The organism is Myxococcota bacterium, assembly GCA_035498015.1.
GTDB lineage: Bacteria > Myxococcota_A > UBA9160 > SZUA-336 > SZUA-336 > VGRW01.
In genome coordinates this window covers 12,048-28,460 of the sequence record DATKAO010000213.1, presented here as the reverse complement: position 1 = coordinate 28,460, position 16,413 = coordinate 12,048, and the positions used below count along the sequence as shown (strand labels likewise).

18 protein-coding genes are annotated in these 16,413 nt (G+C 69.5%); 3 read left to right on the top strand and 15 right to left on the bottom strand.

Annotated features, from left to right (window positions below; translation table 11 throughout):
- The 15 genes from VMR86_18915 to rpmH all read right to left on the bottom strand — a co-directional run.
- Positions 1-750: F0F1 ATP synthase subunit beta (locus VMR86_18915; GenBank protein ID HTO09130.1), on the bottom strand; the 750-nt coding region annotated here is incomplete at its 3' end.
- A 49-nt stretch (positions 751-799) separates the two neighbouring features.
- Positions 800-1,666, bottom strand: a complete 867-nt coding sequence (gene atpG, locus VMR86_18910; protein ID HTO09129.1) for an ATP synthase F1 subunit gamma — start codon at positions 1,664-1,666, stop codon at positions 800-802.
- 9 nt (positions 1,667-1,675) lie between these two features.
- Positions 1,676-3,217, bottom strand: coding sequence for a F0F1 ATP synthase subunit alpha (gene atpA / locus VMR86_18905; GenBank protein HTO09128.1), 1,542 nt, complete (start codon positions 3,215-3,217; stop codon positions 1,676-1,678).
- Entirely contained in the window at positions 3,214-3,768 is a 555-nt protein-coding gene (atpH, locus tag VMR86_18900; protein ID HTO09127.1) for an ATP synthase F1 subunit delta, read from the bottom strand. Before atpH ends, atpA begins: the two co-directional genes overlap by 4 nt.
- Positions 3,765-4,340 (bottom strand): ATP synthase F0 subunit B, encoded by a 576-nt coding sequence (locus tag VMR86_18895; protein HTO09126.1) that lies wholly within the window; start codon positions 4,338-4,340, stop codon positions 3,765-3,767. The genes atpH and VMR86_18895 overlap by 4 nt, the downstream gene beginning before the upstream one ends.
- A complete protein-coding gene (locus VMR86_18890) occupies positions 4,340-4,867 on the bottom strand; it encodes an ATP synthase F0 subunit B (protein ID HTO09125.1) in 528 nt (175 codons plus the stop codon). The genes VMR86_18895 and VMR86_18890 overlap by 1 nt, the downstream gene beginning before the upstream one ends.
- A gap of 147 nt (positions 4,868-5,014) precedes the next feature.
- Positions 5,015-5,353, bottom strand: coding sequence for a polymer-forming cytoskeletal protein (locus VMR86_18885; protein HTO09124.1), 339 nt, complete (start codon positions 5,351-5,353; stop codon positions 5,015-5,017).
- Entirely contained in the window at positions 5,350-6,249 is a 900-nt protein-coding gene (locus VMR86_18880) for a ParB/RepB/Spo0J family partition protein (GenBank protein HTO09123.1), read from the bottom strand. Before VMR86_18880 ends, VMR86_18885 begins: the two co-directional genes overlap by 4 nt.
- Entirely contained in the window at positions 6,236-7,012 is a 777-nt protein-coding gene (locus VMR86_18875) for an AAA family ATPase (GenBank protein HTO09122.1), read from the bottom strand. The genes VMR86_18880 and VMR86_18875 overlap by 14 nt, the downstream gene beginning before the upstream one ends.
- A 77-nt stretch (positions 7,013-7,089) precedes the next feature.
- Positions 7,090-7,641, bottom strand: a complete 552-nt coding sequence (gene rsmG, locus VMR86_18870; protein ID HTO09121.1) for a 16S rRNA (guanine(527)-N(7))-methyltransferase RsmG — start codon at positions 7,639-7,641, stop codon at positions 7,090-7,092.
- A complete protein-coding gene (locus VMR86_18865; GenBank protein ID HTO09120.1) occupies positions 7,638-8,618 on the bottom strand; it encodes a R3H domain-containing nucleic acid-binding protein in 981 nt (326 codons plus the stop codon). Before VMR86_18865 ends, rsmG begins: the two co-directional genes overlap by 4 nt.
- Complete coding sequence (gene yidC, locus VMR86_18860) at positions 8,615-10,303, bottom strand: membrane protein insertase YidC (GenBank protein HTO09119.1); 1,689 nt, start codon at positions 10,301-10,303, stop codon at positions 8,615-8,617. Before yidC ends, VMR86_18865 begins: the two co-directional genes overlap by 4 nt.
- A gap of 12 nt (positions 10,304-10,315) precedes the next feature.
- Entirely contained in the window at positions 10,316-10,510 is a 195-nt protein-coding gene (gene yidD, locus VMR86_18855) for a membrane protein insertion efficiency factor YidD (GenBank protein HTO09118.1), read from the bottom strand.
- A complete protein-coding gene (gene rnpA, locus VMR86_18850) occupies positions 10,507-10,860 on the bottom strand; it encodes a ribonuclease P protein component (protein HTO09117.1) in 354 nt (117 codons plus the stop codon). The genes yidD and rnpA overlap by 4 nt, the downstream gene beginning before the upstream one ends.
- 13 nt (positions 10,861-10,873) lie before the next feature.
- Positions 10,874-11,023 (bottom strand): 50S ribosomal protein L34, encoded by a 150-nt coding sequence (gene rpmH, locus VMR86_18845; protein ID HTO09116.1) that lies wholly within the window; start codon positions 11,021-11,023, stop codon positions 10,874-10,876.
- 181 nt (positions 11,024-11,204) lie between these two features.
- On the opposite strand from rpmH, the gene VMR86_18840 reads away from it, so the two are divergent.
- The 3 genes from VMR86_18840 (at position 11,205) to gyrB (ending at position 16,406) form a co-directional block, all read left to right on the top strand.
- Complete coding sequence (locus VMR86_18840; GenBank protein HTO09115.1) at positions 11,205-12,500, top strand: DnaA/Hda family protein; 1,296 nt, start codon at positions 11,205-11,207, stop codon at positions 12,498-12,500.
- A gap of 193 nt (positions 12,501-12,693) precedes the next feature.
- Positions 12,694-13,797, top strand: coding sequence for a DNA polymerase III subunit beta (dnaN, locus tag VMR86_18835; protein ID HTO09114.1), 1,104 nt, complete (start codon positions 12,694-12,696; stop codon positions 13,795-13,797).
- Between the two features lie 173 nt (positions 13,798-13,970).
- Positions 13,971-16,406 carry a DNA topoisomerase (ATP-hydrolyzing) subunit B gene (gene gyrB, locus VMR86_18830; protein ID HTO09113.1) on the top strand — a complete coding sequence of 812 codons (2,436 nt, stop codon included), beginning with the start codon at positions 13,971-13,973 and terminating at the stop codon, positions 16,404-16,406.
- The last annotated feature ends 7 nt before the right edge of the window (positions 16,407-16,413 follow it).

Here is a 16,413-nt window from a genome sequence, read left to right as displayed (position 1 = left end):
GTTGTCGATGAAGAGCAGCACGTCGCGGCCCTCCTCGTCGCGGAAGAACTCCGCGACCGTGAGCGCCGAGAGACCCACGCGCGCGCGCGCGCCGGGCGGCTCGTTCATCTGGCCGTAGATCAGCGCGGCCTTCTCGATGACGCCCGACTCCTTGAACTCGAGCCAGAGGTCGTTGCCCTCGCGCGTGCGCTCGCCCACGCCCGCGAACACCGAGTAACCCGAGTGCTCGGTGGCGATGTTGCGGATCAGCTCCTGCATCAGCACGGTCTTGCCCACGCCGGCGCCGCCGAACAGGCCGATCTTGCCGCCGAGCGGGAACGGGCACAGCAGGTCGATGACCTTCAGCCCGGTCTCGAACTGCTTGATGGTAGTGGACTGCTCCGAGAGCGGCGGCGGATCGCGGTGGATCGGCAGCCTCTTCTCGGTCTTGACCGGACCGCCCTCGTCGACCGGCTCGCCGACCACGTTCATGATCCGGCCCAGCGTGCCCGCGCCCACCGGCATGGTGATCGGCTGGCCGGTGTTCGTAACCTTCATGCCGCGCACCAGGCCGTCGGTCGTGTCCATCGCGATGCAGCGCACGTGATTCTCGCCCAGGTGCTGCGCGACCTCGACCACGAGATTGTCGGGCCGCGCGTCGATGGCGGGGTTGGAGATCCGGAGCGCCGAGTAGATCTCGGGCAGCTGGCCGGGCGGGAACTCGACGTCCACGACTGCGCCCAGGACTTGAAGAATCTTTCCGTCACTCATCTGGTTCTCCTTCGCTCACCTTCGGCTCGCCGCGCGCGCCTGCGGCGCTTCATAGCGCCTCGGCGCCGGCCACGATCTCGGTGAGCTCGGTCGTGATCTGCGTCTGGCGCGCTTTGTTCGCGTCGAGCGTCAAGCTGATGATCAGCTCCTTGGTGTTCTCGGTCGCGTTCTCCATGGCGGTCATGCGCGCGCCATGCTCACTGGCGGCGTTCTCGAGCAGCGCGCGAAACACGGCGAACTCGACCATGGTCGGGAGCAGCCGCGCCAGGAGTGACTCGGGATCGGGCTCGATCTCGTAGGGCAGCGGCACTGGGGCCGGCGCGTCCTCGCGCTCAAGCTCCATCACCGGCAGCACCGTCACGTGGCTCGGTGTCTGCGTGAGCACGGAGACGAAGCGCGCCGCCACGATCACGACCTCGTCGCTCTCGCCGGCCAGATAGCGCTCGATGAGATAGCGCGCGATCGCGCGCGCATCGTCCGCAGTCGGGCTCGCCAGGCCGATCCAGGACTGCGGCATGTCGATCCTGCGCCGGCGGCAGAAGTCGCGTCCGCGCTTGCCCGCCGCGAGCACCGAGATCGACTGGAATTCGGATTGGCGCCGGGCGAGCAGCGCCGCGGCGTGCTTGATCAGGTTCGTGTTGTACGCGCCGCACAGGCCGCGGTCGCTCGTGACCAAAAGGACGTCGAGCTTCCGCTTCTTCGCGCGCGCCGCGAGCAACGGGTGCGCGTCGGCGTCGAGACCGGCCGCGACCGAGGCGAACACGTCGGCGAGCTTGCGGCCGAACGGACGCGACGCCTCCGCGGCCTGCTGCGCGCGTGCGAGCCGCGCCGCGGAGATCATGCGCATGGCGCTCGTGATCTTCTGGGTCTTCTTGATCGCAGCCACCCGGCTGCGGATCTCTCTGACGCTGGCCATGCTCTGTGACTACGCCGGCGCCGCGCTGGGCTGGAAGACCTTGGCGAACGCGTCGAGCGCCTCGTCGAGCTTCCCGCGCACGGCATCGCCGAGCGCTCCCGACCGGCGCAGCTCCTCGAGCACCGCCGGATGCTTCACGCGCAGGAACTCGCTCATCTCGTCCATGTAGCGCGTGACGTCTTCGGCCGGGTAGTTGCGCAGCCACGACGGCTTGCCGTCCGCGCGCGGCGTCGCCGCGTAGATCTGCACCACCTGCTCCTCGACCGGCAGCGGCTTGTACTGCCCCTGGCGCAGCATGAGCGTGAGTCGCTGGCCGTTCGCGAGCTGCTCCTGAGTCACTTTGTCGAGGTCGCTGCCGAACTGCGCGAAGGCCTCGACCTCGCGGTACTGCGCGAGCGTGGTCTTGAGCGTGCCGGCGATCGACTTCATCGACTTCACCTGCGCGTTCGAGCCCACGCGCGAGACCGAGATGCCGACGTTCATCGCCGGGCGCTGACCGGCGTTGAACAGGCTGGACTCCAGGAAGATCTGGCCGTCGGTGATCGAGATGACGTTGGTCGGGATGTAGTCCGACACGTCGTTGGCCTGTGTCTCGATGATCGGCAGCGCCGTGAGTGACCCGCCGCCGGCGTCGTCGCTCATCTTGGCTGCGCGCTCGAGCAGGCGCGAGTGCAGATAGAACACGTCGCCCGGATACGCCTGGCGTCCGGGCGGCCGGCGCAGCAGGAGTGACAGCTGGCGGTAGGCGGTCGCGTGCTTCGAGAGATCGTCGTACACGATCAGCGCGTGCTGCTTGTTGTCGCGGTAGTACTCGCCGATGGTGCAGCCGGTGTAGGGCGCGATGTACTGCAGCGGCGCCGAGTCCGCCGCGGTGGCCGCGACGATGGTCGTGTACTCCATCGCGCCGGCCTCGGTGAGCTTGCCGACGAGCTGCGCGACGGTCGACTGCTTCTGGCCGATCGCCACGTAGATGCAGCGCACGCCGGTGCTCTTCTGGTTGATGATCGTGTCGAGCGCGATCGCGGTCTTGCCGGTCTGGCGGTCGCCGATGATCAGCTCGCGCTGGCCGCGGCCGATCGCGGTCATGGAGTCGATGCACTTGATGCCGGTCTGCAGCGGCTCCTTCACGGGCTGGCGCTTCACGATGCCGGGCGCCTTCACCTCGACGCGGCGCTGCTCCTTGGCGTGGATCGGGCCCTTGCCGTCGATCGGCTCGCCGAGCGCGTTCACGATGCGGCCCGCGAGCTCCGGGCCGACGGGCACCTGGATGATCTCGCCCAGGCGCTTCACCACGTGGCCTTCGCGGATGTGCTCGCCCGAGCCCATGATCGCGATGCCGACGTTGTCGTCTTCGAGGTTCAGCACGAGCCCGCGCAGACCGCCCTGGAACTCGACCAGCTCGCCGGCCATGGCGTTGGCGAGGCCGTACACGCGCGCGATGCCGTCTCCGACGGAGAGCACCGTGCCGGTCTCGGCGATGTCGACCTCGCGCTCGTAGTCGCGGATCTGGCGCCGGATGATCTCGCTGATCTCCGCTGCTTTGATCTTCATGTCGCAGGCCCCTTCCTGAGAGTTTCCTCGAGCTGCTCGAGCTGAGTGCGAATGCTGCCGTCGAGCAAGAGGTCGCCGATGCGCGCGACCACGCCGCCGATCAGCGCTGGATCGACGCTCCACTCGACCGCCACGTCGGCGTTCACGCGGCGCGCGAGCGCGGCGCGGATCTTCTCCTGGGAGTCGGCGTCGAGCGGCCGCGCGGACACGACGCGGGCACTGACTCGGCCCGCCTCCTGGTCGACCAGCTCCTGCAGCGCGCCCGCGATCGCGGGCAGGAGCTGCAGGCGGTTCTCGTCGACCAGGATCTCGGATACGGCCGTGATCTCGACGGTCAGGCCCAGGCGCTGCGTCAGCTCGCGCACCAGCGCCTTGCGCTCGACGCGCGGGTGGATCGGCGTGAGCAGCACGCGCGAGAGCTCGGCGCTGCCGGTGATCTCGCTGGACAGCGTGCGCACCTGCTCCGCGAGCTTGGCGTGGGCCGCGCCGCCCTCGGCCAGGCCGAAGATCGCGCGCGCATAGCGGCGGGAGATCTCGCCGGCGCCGATCACGACGGCTCTCCGATGCGCGCCACGAACTCACCGACCATGCGGCGCTCGTCGTCGGGAGTCAGGCTCGACTTCACCAGCTCGCCCGCCAGAGTGACTGCCAGCTTCGCGGCCTCGGCCTGCAGGGCCGCGCGCGCGCGCTCGATCTCCTGGTCCGCGGCGCGCTTCGCTTCTTCGCGCACGCGCTCGGCGGCGGCGCGCGCGCGCTGCACGGCACGCTCGCGCTCGAGCTCGGCGACGTCGGCCGCCTCGCGCACCAGCGCCTCGTTCTCGCCGGCGATGCGCGCCAGCCGCGCGGAGATCTCGGCGTTGGCGGCCTCGGCGCGCTGGAGCGCGGCCTTGGCCTGCTCGAGCTGGCGGCGCAGGTTGTCACTGCGGTCGCTCAGGAACGCTCTGAGCGGCGGGCCCGCGAAATACACCAGCACGCCGATCAGGATCGCGAGCCCGAGTGAGTGGAAGACCAGCAGGCTGTAGTCCGGCGCGTGCTCGTGAGCCGCGTGCTCGGCGTGCTCGGCAGCGAACGCTGCGCGGGCAGCCAGAGTGAGTGCGGCGGTGGCGAGCCCGCGCAGGCGCATCACAGCGGCCTGCCGAGCAGCCGGGTGGCCGCCTCGTTGGCCAGCGCCCGCGCCTCGTCCTGGAGTGCCGCGCGCGCGGCGGTGAGGTCCGCGCTCACGGCGGCGCGCATGGTCTCGATCGTGCTGGCGGCGTCGCGCGAGGCGGCCTGGAGCAGCGCGCGCTCCTGGGTCTCGCCGTCGGCCAGGATCGCGGCGCGACGTGCCTGGGCGCGCGTGCGTCCTTCGGCGAGCTCTGCCTCGAGGCGCGCGCGCTGCGCGCCGACGTCGGAGTCGAGCCGACCGGCGTCGGCCACCGCCCCCGCCGTGCGCAGCTCGCGCTCCTCCACCAGCCGGAGCAGCGGCTGGATCAGCAGGCGATTCACCGGGTAGATCAAGAGCCCGAAGACCACGATGTTGATCGCGACCTGCGGCCAGTGGGGGAGCAGGTTGAGGTCCGCCGCCGAGGCCACCGAAGGCAGCGCAGTCACTGCGGCGGTCAGCCCGCCGGCGAGCGACACCCCGAGCAACTTGTTCCCGTGAGCGGACAAGCAATCTCCCTTTGGCGCACCTGTGCCCAGGGGAGGGGCCGTCGACGCATCCCTCCCGCAAGGCGCCGCGAATATTGGCAAAGGAGGCACCCAAGTCAATCAACTCGGGGCGCCACATTTCGCTGCTGTGAGCGCCCTCGACGCCGCTCAGCCCCGCCGCGCTCCTTCACCCATTTCGATCTTCGCGCTGATCTGGGCGCCGTCGACGACCTTGATGCGCGGCGTGCGCACGATCCCGTCCAGACGGCCATTCGGGCCGACTTCGACGCGCTCTTTCGCGGTGACCTCGCCGACCACCGAGCCGAGCACGAGCAGCTCGCGCACCTCGAGCTTCGCGTCGATCGTGCCCGTCTCGCCGACCACGAGCGTCCCGTCGGCGCTCGCGGTGCCGCGGAAGTGCCCGTCGATCCGGACCGCGCCGGTGAACGAGATCTTGCCCTCGAACGAGGTGCCGCTGTCGAGAAAGGTCTGGAGGTCCTGCTTCACGTGAGTTCTCCCAGCAAGCGCTCGGACAAGCGATCGAGCTCGCCCTCGCCGAAGTAGTGCAGCTCGATCCGGCCGCGCGCGCGCCGGCCGATGATGCGGACCTTGGTCTGCATGACTTTGCGCAGCTGCTCCTCGAGGTCGGCGACATGGAGATCGCGCACCGGCCCCGGACGTGGATGACGCGGAGCCGATGACGCAGCGCGGCGACCCAGCTCCTCCGCGGCGCGCACCGACAGACCGGTGCGAATGACCTGGTCGCGGACCATCATGCGCTGGCTCCCGGGCACCTGCAGAATGGCCTTCGCGTGGCCCATCGTAAGTCTCTGATCGATCAGATCTTGCTGGATCTCGTGCGGCAGCTCCAGAAGTCGTAGGTGATTCGCCACACTCGAACGATCGAGACCGACGCGTCGACCGACTTCGTCCTGCGTCATTCCCTCGTCATCGATCAAGACGCGGAAAGCCTCGGCGAGCTCCATCGGGTTCAGGTCCGCGCGCTGGACGTTCTCGACCAGCGCCATCTCCACGACCTGGCGATCGGTGGCGTCGAGAATCACGGCCGGCACCTCGTCGAGGCCAGCGAGCTGCGACGCGCGCCAGCGGCGCTCGCCGATGATCAGCTCGTAGCCGTCGCCGCGGCGCCGGACCACGAGCGGCTGCAGCACGCCCTGCTCGCGGATCGACGCGGCCAGGGTCGCGAGCTCGCTCTCCCGAAACACCTTGCGCGGCTGGCCGGGGTTGGGGGCGATGCGCGCAACCGCGATGTACAGCGGCGCGCTCGAGGCGTCGCTCGAGTCCGAGGGCGCCGCCGCCTGGGGCGGCGGCGTCACTGGCGCTGGAGCGGGGGGTGGGATCAGCGCGGAGAGCCCGCGCCCGAGGCCCTTACGAGTGGCCATGCCGGATCCTTTCCAGGAGCTCTTCCGCGAGCTGGAGGTAGCTCAGGGCCCCCTTCGAGTTGATGTCGTAGAGCAGCGCGGGCTTGCCGTGGCTGGGCGCCTCGGAGAGCCGAACGTTGCGTGGAATCACGGTCTTGTAGACGCGCTCCCCGAAGTGCTCGCGCGTCTCCTTGGCGACCTGGAGCGCCAGATTGTTCCGCACGTCGTACATGGTGAGGACGAGCCCCTCGATCGCGATCCGCGGATTGAGGGAGCCGCGGACCAGGTCGACGGTCTGCGTGAGCTTGGCCAGGCCCTCGAGCGCCAGGTACTCGCACTGGAGCGGCACGAGCACGGAGTCGGCCGCCACCAGCGCGTTCAGCGTCAGCAGCCCGAGCGAGGGCGGCGTGTCGATCAGGATGACCTCGTAGCGGTCGCGCGCCGGAGCGAGCGCCTTCTCCAGCCGGCGCTCGCGCTCGGGCGCGCTTGCGAGCTCGACCTCTGCGCCCACCAGATCGGTCGACGACGGCACCAGGCGCAGGAACTGGAGCTGGGTCTCGATCGCGACGTTCTCGACTGCGGCGTCGCCGAGCAGCAGGTCGTACACGTCGCGCTTCACGTCGGAAGGTGAAATCCCGAGGCTGGACGTGGCGTTGGCCTGCGGGTCGAAGTCGACGAGCAGAGTGGGGGTCTCCGCCGCGGCGAGTGAGGCCGCCAGATTGACGGCGGTCGTGGTCTTGCCCACGCCCCCCTTCTGGTTCGCGACAACGATGACCCGAGCCACTCTTCACCCCGCGAGCGAACTCGCAGCTCGGATTCTACCTCACAGTTCCACGTGCCCGCAGTGGAATGCGAGTGACTTCAGTCCGTTCCACGGGAAAAATCCGCCGCGCGCGCGCGCAGGATGTTCCCGCCAGAGGCCAGGGGCTCGCGCCGGGCGCCGGGAACGTCGGCATCCGGGCCGGCCCAGATCCAGACCTCACCCGTCGGCTTCACCCACGGGAGGCCGAGCGCGAGGCTCCGCTCCGGCTTGGCGACGGCCCGGAGCAGAGCGAAGTCGAACGGCGCTTCGGGCCGGGTCTCGATCGACGCCTCGCGCACCTCGGTCGCGAGCCCGAGCTCGCGCACCGCGTGGCGCAGGAAGGCGATACGCTTCTCGCGAATCTCGACGAGCGTGAGGCGCAGATCCGGGCGCGCGAGCGCCAGCGGCAGACCGGGGAAGCCGGCGCCGCTGCCGAGGTCGACGACCGCCGCGCCCTGGGGCAGGAGCTCCGCCGCGGCCAGGGAGTCCTCGACGTGGCGCGCGATCTCGTCCGGCTCGGTCGAGCCGACGAGATTCATGCGCTGCCCCCAACGCTGGAGCTCCGCAGTGAACGTGCGGAGGCCGGCGTCGAGGGCCGCGGAGCGCTTCACGCCGGGAAGATCTTGACCCGCTTCCGCGCGCCCTCGCCCTCGCTCTCCGAGCGCACGCCGCGCTCGTCCTTCAGGGCGTTGTGCACGAACCAGCGCTCGCGCGAGTTCATCGGCGGCAGGAGCTCGGCCTCACCGGTCTCGCGCACCGAGCGCGCGACGTCTTTCGCGAGCCGCTCGAGCTCCGCCTCGTCGATGTCTCGATCCTCGCCGTCGCGCTCGCGGCGCGGGCCACGGTCGTCGCGCCGGGGACCGCGCCGATCGCGGTCCCGGCCGTCGCGGCCACCGCGCTCGCGCGAGTCCTCGCGCTGCGGCCGTCGTGCGCCGCGGATCTCGACCTGTGCCGTCGCCTCTTCACCGATCAGCGCCTCGGCCGCCCGGTGCGCCAGGTGGGAGAGCGCAGCCGCGAGGCGCGGCTCCGCCTCGGCCAGCGCCACGATCGCGCGGCCGCCCAGAGTCACGACGGTCTCGCCGTCGGCCTGCTTCTCCGCGATCGCCACGTCGGCGACCTTCATGCGCTCGAGCAGGCCCTGCACGAACTTCCCGATCTCGCCGAGCGGACCGCTCTGCACGGGCTCCGCGGACTCCTCGCGCGCGGGGCGCGGAGTGTCTCGCTCGGGGCCGCGATCGCGGTCCCGGTCGCGTTCGCGCCGCGGCTCACGCGGCTCACGCGGCTCACGGGCCTCGCGCGGTCCGCGGTCACGCCCGCCCTCGCGGCGGCCCTCGCGTTCCGGAGTGACTCGCTCGCGCTCGCGGCCGCGTGACTCGCCGCGTGACTCGGGCGGGCGCGCGGCGCGCTCGGTGCGCGGTGCGGCCAGCATCACGACCCGCTCGCCCAGACCGGAGACATGGAACGAGGGTGGAATCACCCAGTACTCGAGCTGATCCGCGGTGGTGCGGAAGAAGCCCTCGGCCATCGCCAGCGCGGCCTGTTGGTTTTCCGCCACAAATTCCTTGACGTCGTCGACAGAAGCGTTCATGCGGCCTTCTCCGATGGTTTGGTGGCCGGCTGGGGCGAGCGGTTCACGAGCAGCTGCTGCGCGATGCCGAGCAGGTTGCTCACGAACCAATACAGCACGAGACCGGCGGGGAACTGATAGAACATGAAAGTGAACATGAAACTCATCAGCGTCATCATTTGACGCTGCTGCGGGTCCGCGTTAGGCGCGGGACTGAGTCGCTGCTGAAGGAGCATCGAGCCACCCATCAGAAGCGGCAGGAGCCGGATCGGGACACCCGCGATCGAGAAGAAGTTCTCGGGTGCCGACAGGTCGTGGATCCAGAGCGCGAACGGCGCATGACGCAGGTCGATCGAGGTCTGCAGCGCGAAGTACAGCGCGATCATGACCGGCATCTGGATCAGCATCGGGACGCAGCCGCCGCCGACCGCCGAGAGCGGGTTCATGCCCTTCTGGCGGTAGAGCTTCATCAGCTCCTCCTGCAGCTTGTCACGATCGTTCGCGTACTTCTCCTGGATCTCCTTCATCTGTGGCGCGATCAGCCCGAACTTCTTCATCGACTTCATCGAGCGCTGCGTCAGCGGATAGGTCACCAGCCGGACCAGGATCGTGAGCAGGATGATCGCCACGCCGTAGTTCGCGACCACGTGATCGTACGTCCAGTGCAGCATCCCGCCGAAGGCAGACACGAGCGGCCGCACGAAGCTCCAGCCCGCGTCGATGGCGTGGCCGAGCTGTGGATCCACGCCGACCACGGTGTCTTCGATCTTGGGCCCGAAGTAGAGCCGGTAGCTGCGCTCGACGCCGGTGCCGGGCGGAACGTCGAACGGCTCGATCCCGAGCACCGCCGAGCCGCTGTCGAGCGCGTAGGACCCGAGCGGGCCCGCGACCGCGACGCTCTCCCGCGGATTCTGCGCCACCGCGGCGATCAGGAAATACTGACTGTCGACGCCCGCCCACTCGACGGGGCTCGCATAGCGGGTCGAGGTCGGCGGGCCGCGGCCGAGCAACGTGCCGACGAAGCCCGTGCTGGCGATGCCCTGGAGCGGCATGCGCTTGGTCGCGCCGTCGGCGGAGACGACCAGGCTGTAGCGCGGGAAGTGATCGGGCGCGGTGGCGGCGCGCTCGTGGCCGTCGAAGATCACCTGGATGGAGGGCCGGATCGTCGCCGAGCTCGCGTTCTGGATCGCCAGGCTCAAGTGACCGCCGTAGCCCTCGTCGTCGAGCTCGACCTTGCGCGTCACGGTGATTCCGCCGTGCGTCGAGCGCAGCTCCACGGCGGTCGGCGAGCTCGAAGTCACCTCGGCGGGCATCTCCTGCTGCGCCCGGAGCGCCGCGTCGTCTCCGAGTGAGACGCTCATGGCTCCCATCGGGGTCGTGACGAGCTGTACGGGGGCCGAGTCGCGGTCGACCGTCGCGCGATAACGCAAGAGCTCCACGCTCTCGACGCGCGTCCAGGTGTTGCTGACGCGGAGCTCGACTGCGTCATTGCGCAGCGTCACAAGCCGTCCGGCTGCCGATGGCGGGGCTTCAGGCGCTGCGGGCGTCTCGGGCACCGAACGCGCCACCGGACTGGGCTCGGGTGCGGGCGCAGCCGCCGCCGGCGGAGCTTGCGGCGCGCGCACGGGCGCAGTCGGCGTGAAGTAGAACGAGGCCGCGACCAGTCCGATTGCGATCGCGATCGCGGTGATCTGCCAGCGATCCAAACACCGTCCTCCCTATGGCAGGTCGAGCCCGCCGGGCCCGAAGGGGTGACAGCGCATGAGACGCCGCAGCGCTCGAAGGGATCCGCGCCACGCCCCGTCGCGCTCGATGACCGCGACCGCGTAGGCTGAGCAGCTGGGGTAGAAACGGCACGCCGGCGCAAGCAGGGGCGACAGGGTCACCTGGTAGAGCCGGACCCCGGCGATCAGCGCGCGCGCCGCGGCTCGGCCCGCAGGCCCTCGAGGTCGCGCCGCACGTCGTCCAAGCGCAGGGATTCCGGGCACTCCCGCTTGGCAATCAGCACCAGATCGCACGATCCGAACTCACTTCTGCGGCCGCGGAACCATTCGCGCAGCAGCCGCTTGATCCGATTGCGGCGCACCGCGCCGCCGACCTTCCGCGTGACGGTGATGCCGAGCCGGCTCGTGCCCCCGTCAGCGCGGTCGAAGACAAAAGCGATGAAGAACCTCGTCGGCCGACGCACCCCTTCGCTGGTCGAGGTGAGATAGTCGCTCCGCCGCATGCGCCGGCCGGAAGGTGCGCCGCGGTCCACCGCCATGTCGAGCGGATCGCTACTTCCTCTTCGTCACCCGCGTGAGCGCGTGACGACCCTTGGCGCGGCGCGCCGACAGCACCCGGCGTCCGCCCTTGGTGCTCATGCGTGCGCGAAAGCCATGGTTGCGCGCACGTCGCAGTCGATGTGGCTGAAAGGTTCGCTTCATGGGAGGTGGCCTCGCCGAGCTCTCGGTGGGCGTCGGTGGGCGTGTATGAAAGCACCGGGCCCAAGTAGTGTCAACGATGTGCGGGTCGTTCTTGCTTTGCTGCGCGCCGCTTTGATAAAGCAGTCGCATCCCACTCGGCCGTGCCTCTGAAAGGTCCGAAGCCCCCAAAATGACTCCGAACTTGACCGAGCTCGTCCGCGCGGACGAGGCCGCGTTCCTCTGGAAGTCGGTGCTCCATACTCCCTCGCCGAGACTGTCGCCGGCGATGAGAGACTCGGTGGCTCACCACACCCGGTGTCTCGAGCGCACGCCCGGCGTGCTGCGCATCGCCGCCGACGCCTCCCAGCTCGACGGCTGGCTGCGCGGCGGTCAGCTCTCGGCTCTGGAGACGTCGCTCGCGAGTCTGACCGACGGGGCCATCTCGCTCGCCGTGGTGCCCGTCGACGACGTGGAGAAGCTCGCGTGCGACCCGAGCTACAGCTTCGCGAGCTTCGTCGCGAGCCCGGCGAGCTTCGAGGCGCGCGCACGCGCGCTGGACTTCGCGCGCGCCGGCACAGGCGCTCCGCCGCTGGCGATCCACGGCGGCGCGAGCTCCGGCAAGACGCACCTCTTGCGCGCGATCGCCGCGGGGCTGTCCGAGTCACTGGGCGACGGCGTTTTGTGCTGCGGCGCCGAGCAGCTCTCGCTCGACTTGATCCGCGCGATCGACGCCCAGACCATCCGCGAGTTCCGCGAGCGCCTCGCGTCCGCGCGGGCGCTGGTCGTCGACGACCTCGACGCGCTGGCCGGGCGCGACGCCACCCAGGAGGAGCTGGCCATCACCCTGGGCGCGCTCGCGGCGCGCCGCGTGCCGGTCGCGGTCTCGCTCGGGAAGGCGGTCGACCGCAGCTCCGGCCTGGTCGACTCACTCTGCGAGAAGCTGGCCGGCTTCCAGTCGATCGAGCTGCGCGCGCCCGAATGGGAGACGCGCGTCGCGATCGTGATCGCGCGCGCCCGGCGCTGGCGCGTCGACCCGCCGCCGGCGGTCGCGGCCTACCTGGCCAGCCGCCTGCGCAGCCAGCTGGCCCGGCTCGACGTCTACCTCACGCGCCTCATGACGCGCTCCTCGTCGGGGAACGCGCTGGCCGACCTCGACGTCGTGAAGCACCTGATCAGCGGCGGCGAGAAGCCGCTGGTCACCTCGCCCGAGGACGTCCTGACCGCGGTCGCCCGCCAGTTCAACCTGCGCGTGCGCGACCTGCGCTCGAGCAGCCGCGGGGCGCGCGTCACGACCCCGCGCCAGGTCGCCATGTACCTGATGCGCCGCCACTGCGGCCTGTCGTACCCCGAGATCGGCCGCCGCTTCGCCCGCCACCACACCACGGCGCTCCACTCCGACCGCGTGATCCAGGAACAACTGGCCGACAACGCCAGCCTGCGGGCCGCGGTCGTGCTGGTCGAGAAGGAGCTCCTGCGGCTCTCCGAAGGCGGTGGATGAGCGGTGGAAAACTCGCGCCCGGCCGACCGGCGCCGCGCCCCCGCACCGCGGTCCCACGTTCTCCGTCGCTGCAGCGTCGGAAAAATCGCCTTTCGGCACGCCGAGCCAGTGGCGTTCTCCAGTTTTCCACCGGCTCCTCTCCTCCTCCTGATCTTCATGTCATAAGATCAGGAGCAGAGGGGCGGAGGTTGTCATGAAACTCACCATCGAGCGCGAAGAGTTGCTGCGCGGACTCGGCCGCGTGCAGGCCATCGTCGAGCGCCGCGGCACGATGCCGATCCTGGCCAACGTGTTGATCGAGGCGCGAGACGACGGAGTCACCTTCGCGGCGACCGACCTCGAGGTCGCCGTCGTCGCCCGGCACCCGGCCAAGGTCAAGACGCCGGGCTCGGTCACTCTGGGCGCGAAGAAGCTGTACGAGATCGTGCGCGAGCTCGAGCAGCCCGAAGTGGCGCTGGCCGCCGACGACGCGCGAGTCACTCTCACGTGCGGCCCGGCCAAGTTCAACCTGCTCTCGACCTCGCCCGAGGAGTATCCCAGCGTCCCGAGCTGCGAGAGCGCGAGCTTCGCGCAGCTCGAGACCGCGCTCGTGGCCGAGCTGATCGACCACACGCTCTACGCCACGTCGAGCGACGAGACCCGCTACAACCTGAACGGCGTGTTCGTCGAGAGCGCCGACGGCAAGCGCGTGCGCTTCGTCGCCACCGACGGCTACCGCATCTCGATGATCGAGCGCGCGGTGCCCAACCCGGTCACGTTCCTGGGCAAGGGCATCATCGTGCCGCGCAAGGGCATCGCCGAGATCCGCAAGCTGTGCGACGAGGGCGAGGGCACGCTCGAGATCGGTGCGGCCGACGGCTTCCTGCACGTGCGGCGGCCCGATCTCTTGCTCACCACGCGGCTGATCGACGGCGAGTTCCCGAACTACCGCCAGATCCTCCCGAAGTCACACCGCGTGCGGCTCCTGGTCGAGCGCGAGAAGCTCTTGCATGCGGTGCGGCGCATCGCGCTCATGGCGCACGAGCGCTCGCGCGGCTTCCGCTTCGTGCTGGCCGACGGACAGCTCGATCTCTCGGCGTCGAATCCCGACCTGGGCGAGGCGCGCGAGCAGCTTCCGGTCGAGTATCCGGGCGAGCGCTTCGAGACCGCGTTCAACGCGCGCTACGTGCTCGACGTGCTCGGGGCGCTGTCGGCCAAGGAGATCGCGATCGAGCTCTCCGAAGAGCTCTCTCCCGCGCAGATCCGGCCCGCCGACGACGCCGACGAGAGCGCCGTCATCATGCCCATGCGGCTGTAGCCGAACGCGCGCGATTCAGCTACTTTATCGAGCGTTTGCAGCACCTTGCGACGCAAGGGACCCCTGCTTAGCGCCCCTGCATTCACAGGGCTGTTCTCTCGGGGTCCCGCGTACAGGGCTTCGGTCCTCCCCCGTTCGAAATCGACAGGTCCAGGGGTTCGAAAAACACACGAATGACCGAATACGACGCGAGATCCATCGAGGTTCTCGAGGGTCTCGACCCGGTCCGGAAACGGCCGGCGATGTACATCGGATCGACCGGACCGGCCGGTCTGCACCACCTCGTCTACGAGGTCGTGGACAACTCCATCGACGAGGCGGTCGCGGGCTTCTGCGACACGATCCGAGTCACGATCCACACCGATTGCTCGGTCACGGTCGAGGACAACGGCCGCGGCATTCCGGTCGACCCGCACGCGAAGCTCGGGCGCCCGGCGGCCGAGGTGGTGCTGACCACGCTCCACTCGGGCGGAAAGTTCACGAACAAGGCCTACAAGGTCTCGAGCGGTCTGCACGGCGTGGGTGTGTCGTGCGTGAACGCGCTCTCCGACAAGCTCGACCTCGAGATCAAGAAGGACGGCAAGGTCTACCAGCAGCGCTACGAGCGCGGCGCGCCCCAGGACGATCTGCACGTCGTCGGGGTGACCGACAAGACCGGCACCAAGATCACCTTCCACCCCGACCCGAAGATCTTCGAGAGCACCGAGTACAGCTTCGACACGCTGGCCAACCGGCTGCGCGAGCTGTCGTTCCTGAACGCGGGCATCCGCATCGACCTCGAGGACGAGCGCAGCGGCAAGAAGCACGAGCTGCACTACGAGGGCGGCATCGCGTCGTTCGTCGAGTATCTGAACCGCGGCACCGTGGCCTTGCACCCGGTGATCTTCCTGTCGGGCGACCGCTCCTACGAGCAGTCGACGGGCGACGGGATCGTGACCACCGACGTCCACATCGAGGTCGCCCTCCAGTACAACGACGGCTACAACGAGAGTGTCTACAGCTTCGCCAACAACGTGAACACGATCGAAGGCGGGGCGCACCTGACCGGCTTCCGCAACGCGATCACGCGCGCGTTGAACCGCTGGATCTCGGCCAATCTGAACGAGAAGGAAACGGTCACCGCCACCGGCGAGGACACGCGCGAGGGCCTCGCGGCGGTGGTCTCGGTGAAGCTCTCGCACCCGCAGTTCGAGGGCCAGACCAAGTCCAAGCTGGGCAACTCCGAGGTCACGGGCCTGGTCGCGAACCTGGTCTACGACTCACTCTCGGCTTATCTCGAAGAGAACCCCGCCAACGCCAGGACGATCACCCAGAAGTGTCTCGAGGCGGTGCGCGCGCGCGAGGCGGCGCGCAAGGCGCGCGAGCTCACCCGGCGCAAGGGCGCGCTCGACGGCGCCAGCCTGCCGGGCAAGCTGGCCGATTGTCAGGAACGCGATCCCGCCCGCTCCGAGCTGTTCATCGTCGAGGGTGACTCCGCCGGCGGCACCGCCAAGCAGGGCCGCGACCGCTCGAACCAGGCGATCCTGCCCATCCGCGGCAAGCTGATCAACGTCGAGAAGGCGCGGCTCGACCGCATGCTCGCCAACAACGAGATCCAGACCATGATCGCGGCGCTGGGCGTGGGCATCGGCGAGGACTTCGACGCCTCGAAGCTCCGCTACCACAAGGTCATCCTGATGACCGACGCCGACGTGGACGGCTCGCACATCCAGACACTGCTGCTCACGTTCTTCTTCCGGCACATGCCCGAGCTGATCACGCGCGGTCACCTGTTCCTGGCGCAGCCCCCGCTGTACAAGCTGAAGCGCGGCAAGAGCGAGCAGTACATCCAGACCGACGCCGAGCTGTCACAGCACCTGCTGGGCATCGGCCTGGCCGAAGCGCAGGTGTTCTCGTCGGGCCAGGACGACGCGCTGCTCGAAGCCACGTTGCGCGAGCTGCTGTCCGACGCGCAGCGCTGCGAGCGCGTGGCCGCCGCCATGGAGCGGCGCGCGATCGATTCGCGCGTGGTCGAGGCCGCCGCGGCGTCGGGGCTCACCAGCTCCTCGCCGCTGGCCGGCGAACGGGACCGCGCCGCGTTCGAGGCGCGACTCACAAGCTATCTCGAGCGCGCCTATCCCGACACGCTGCCGCTGCGCTTCGAATGGGCGCACGACGCCGAGCACAGCCGCTGGACGCCGACCGTGCAGATGCGCAACACGGCCGTGCAGCGCTCGCTCGAGTTCGACCAGGCGCTGCTCGAGTCACCCGACTACGGCCGCTTCGTGTCGCTGGCCGAGCACGCGCACAACGTCGGGACCGCGCCCTACAAGCTCGTCACGGGCAGTGAGTCGCGCGAGATCGCGACGCCGCGCCTGCTGCTCGCCGAGCTGCTCAAGATCGCGAGCAAGGGCCAGTACATCCAGCGCTACAAGGGCCTGGGCGAGATGAACGCCGAGCAGCTCTGGGAGACCACCATGGACCCCGCGCGCCGCACGCTCCTGCACGTGTCGGTCGAGGATCCGCCGGGCGCGAGCGAGACGTTCAGCGTGCTCATGGGCGACCTGGTGGAGCCGCGCAAGGAGTTCATCGAGAAGAACGCGCTCAACGTCGTGAACCTCGACATCTGAGCCGCCG

What these genes read in the sequence shown, in the direction of transcription:
- atpG (HTO09129.1), bottom strand. Translation starts at nt 1,666, where the DNA reads ATGGCCAGCGTCAGAGAGATCCGCAGCCGGGTGGCTGCGATCAAGAAG.
- VMR86_18895 (HTO09126.1), bottom strand. Translation starts at nt 4,340, where the DNA reads ATGCGCCTGCGCGGGCTCGCCACCGCCGCACTCACTCTGGCTGCCCGC.
- rpmH (HTO09116.1), bottom strand. Translation starts at nt 11,023, where the DNA reads ATGAAGCGAACCTTTCAGCCACATCGACTGCGACGTGCGCGCAACCAT.
- rnpA (HTO09117.1), bottom strand. Translation starts at nt 10,860, where the DNA reads ATGGCGGTGGACCGCGGCGCACCTTCCGGCCGGCGCATGCGGCGGAGC.
- atpA (HTO09128.1), bottom strand. Translation starts at nt 3,217, where the DNA reads ATGAAGATCAAAGCAGCGGAGATCAGCGAGATCATCCGGCGCCAGATC.
- dnaN (HTO09114.1), top strand. Translation starts at nt 12,694, where the DNA reads ATGAAACTCACCATCGAGCGCGAAGAGTTGCTGCGCGGACTCGGCCGC.
- gyrB (HTO09113.1), top strand. Translation starts at nt 13,971, where the DNA reads ATGACCGAATACGACGCGAGATCCATCGAGGTTCTCGAGGGTCTCGAC.
- VMR86_18865 (HTO09120.1), bottom strand. Translation starts at nt 8,618, where the DNA reads ATGAACGCTTCTGTCGACGACGTCAAGGAATTTGTGGCGGAAAACCAA.
- VMR86_18880 (HTO09123.1), bottom strand. Translation starts at nt 6,249, where the DNA reads ATGGCCACTCGTAAGGGCCTCGGGCGCGGGCTCTCCGCGCTGATCCCA.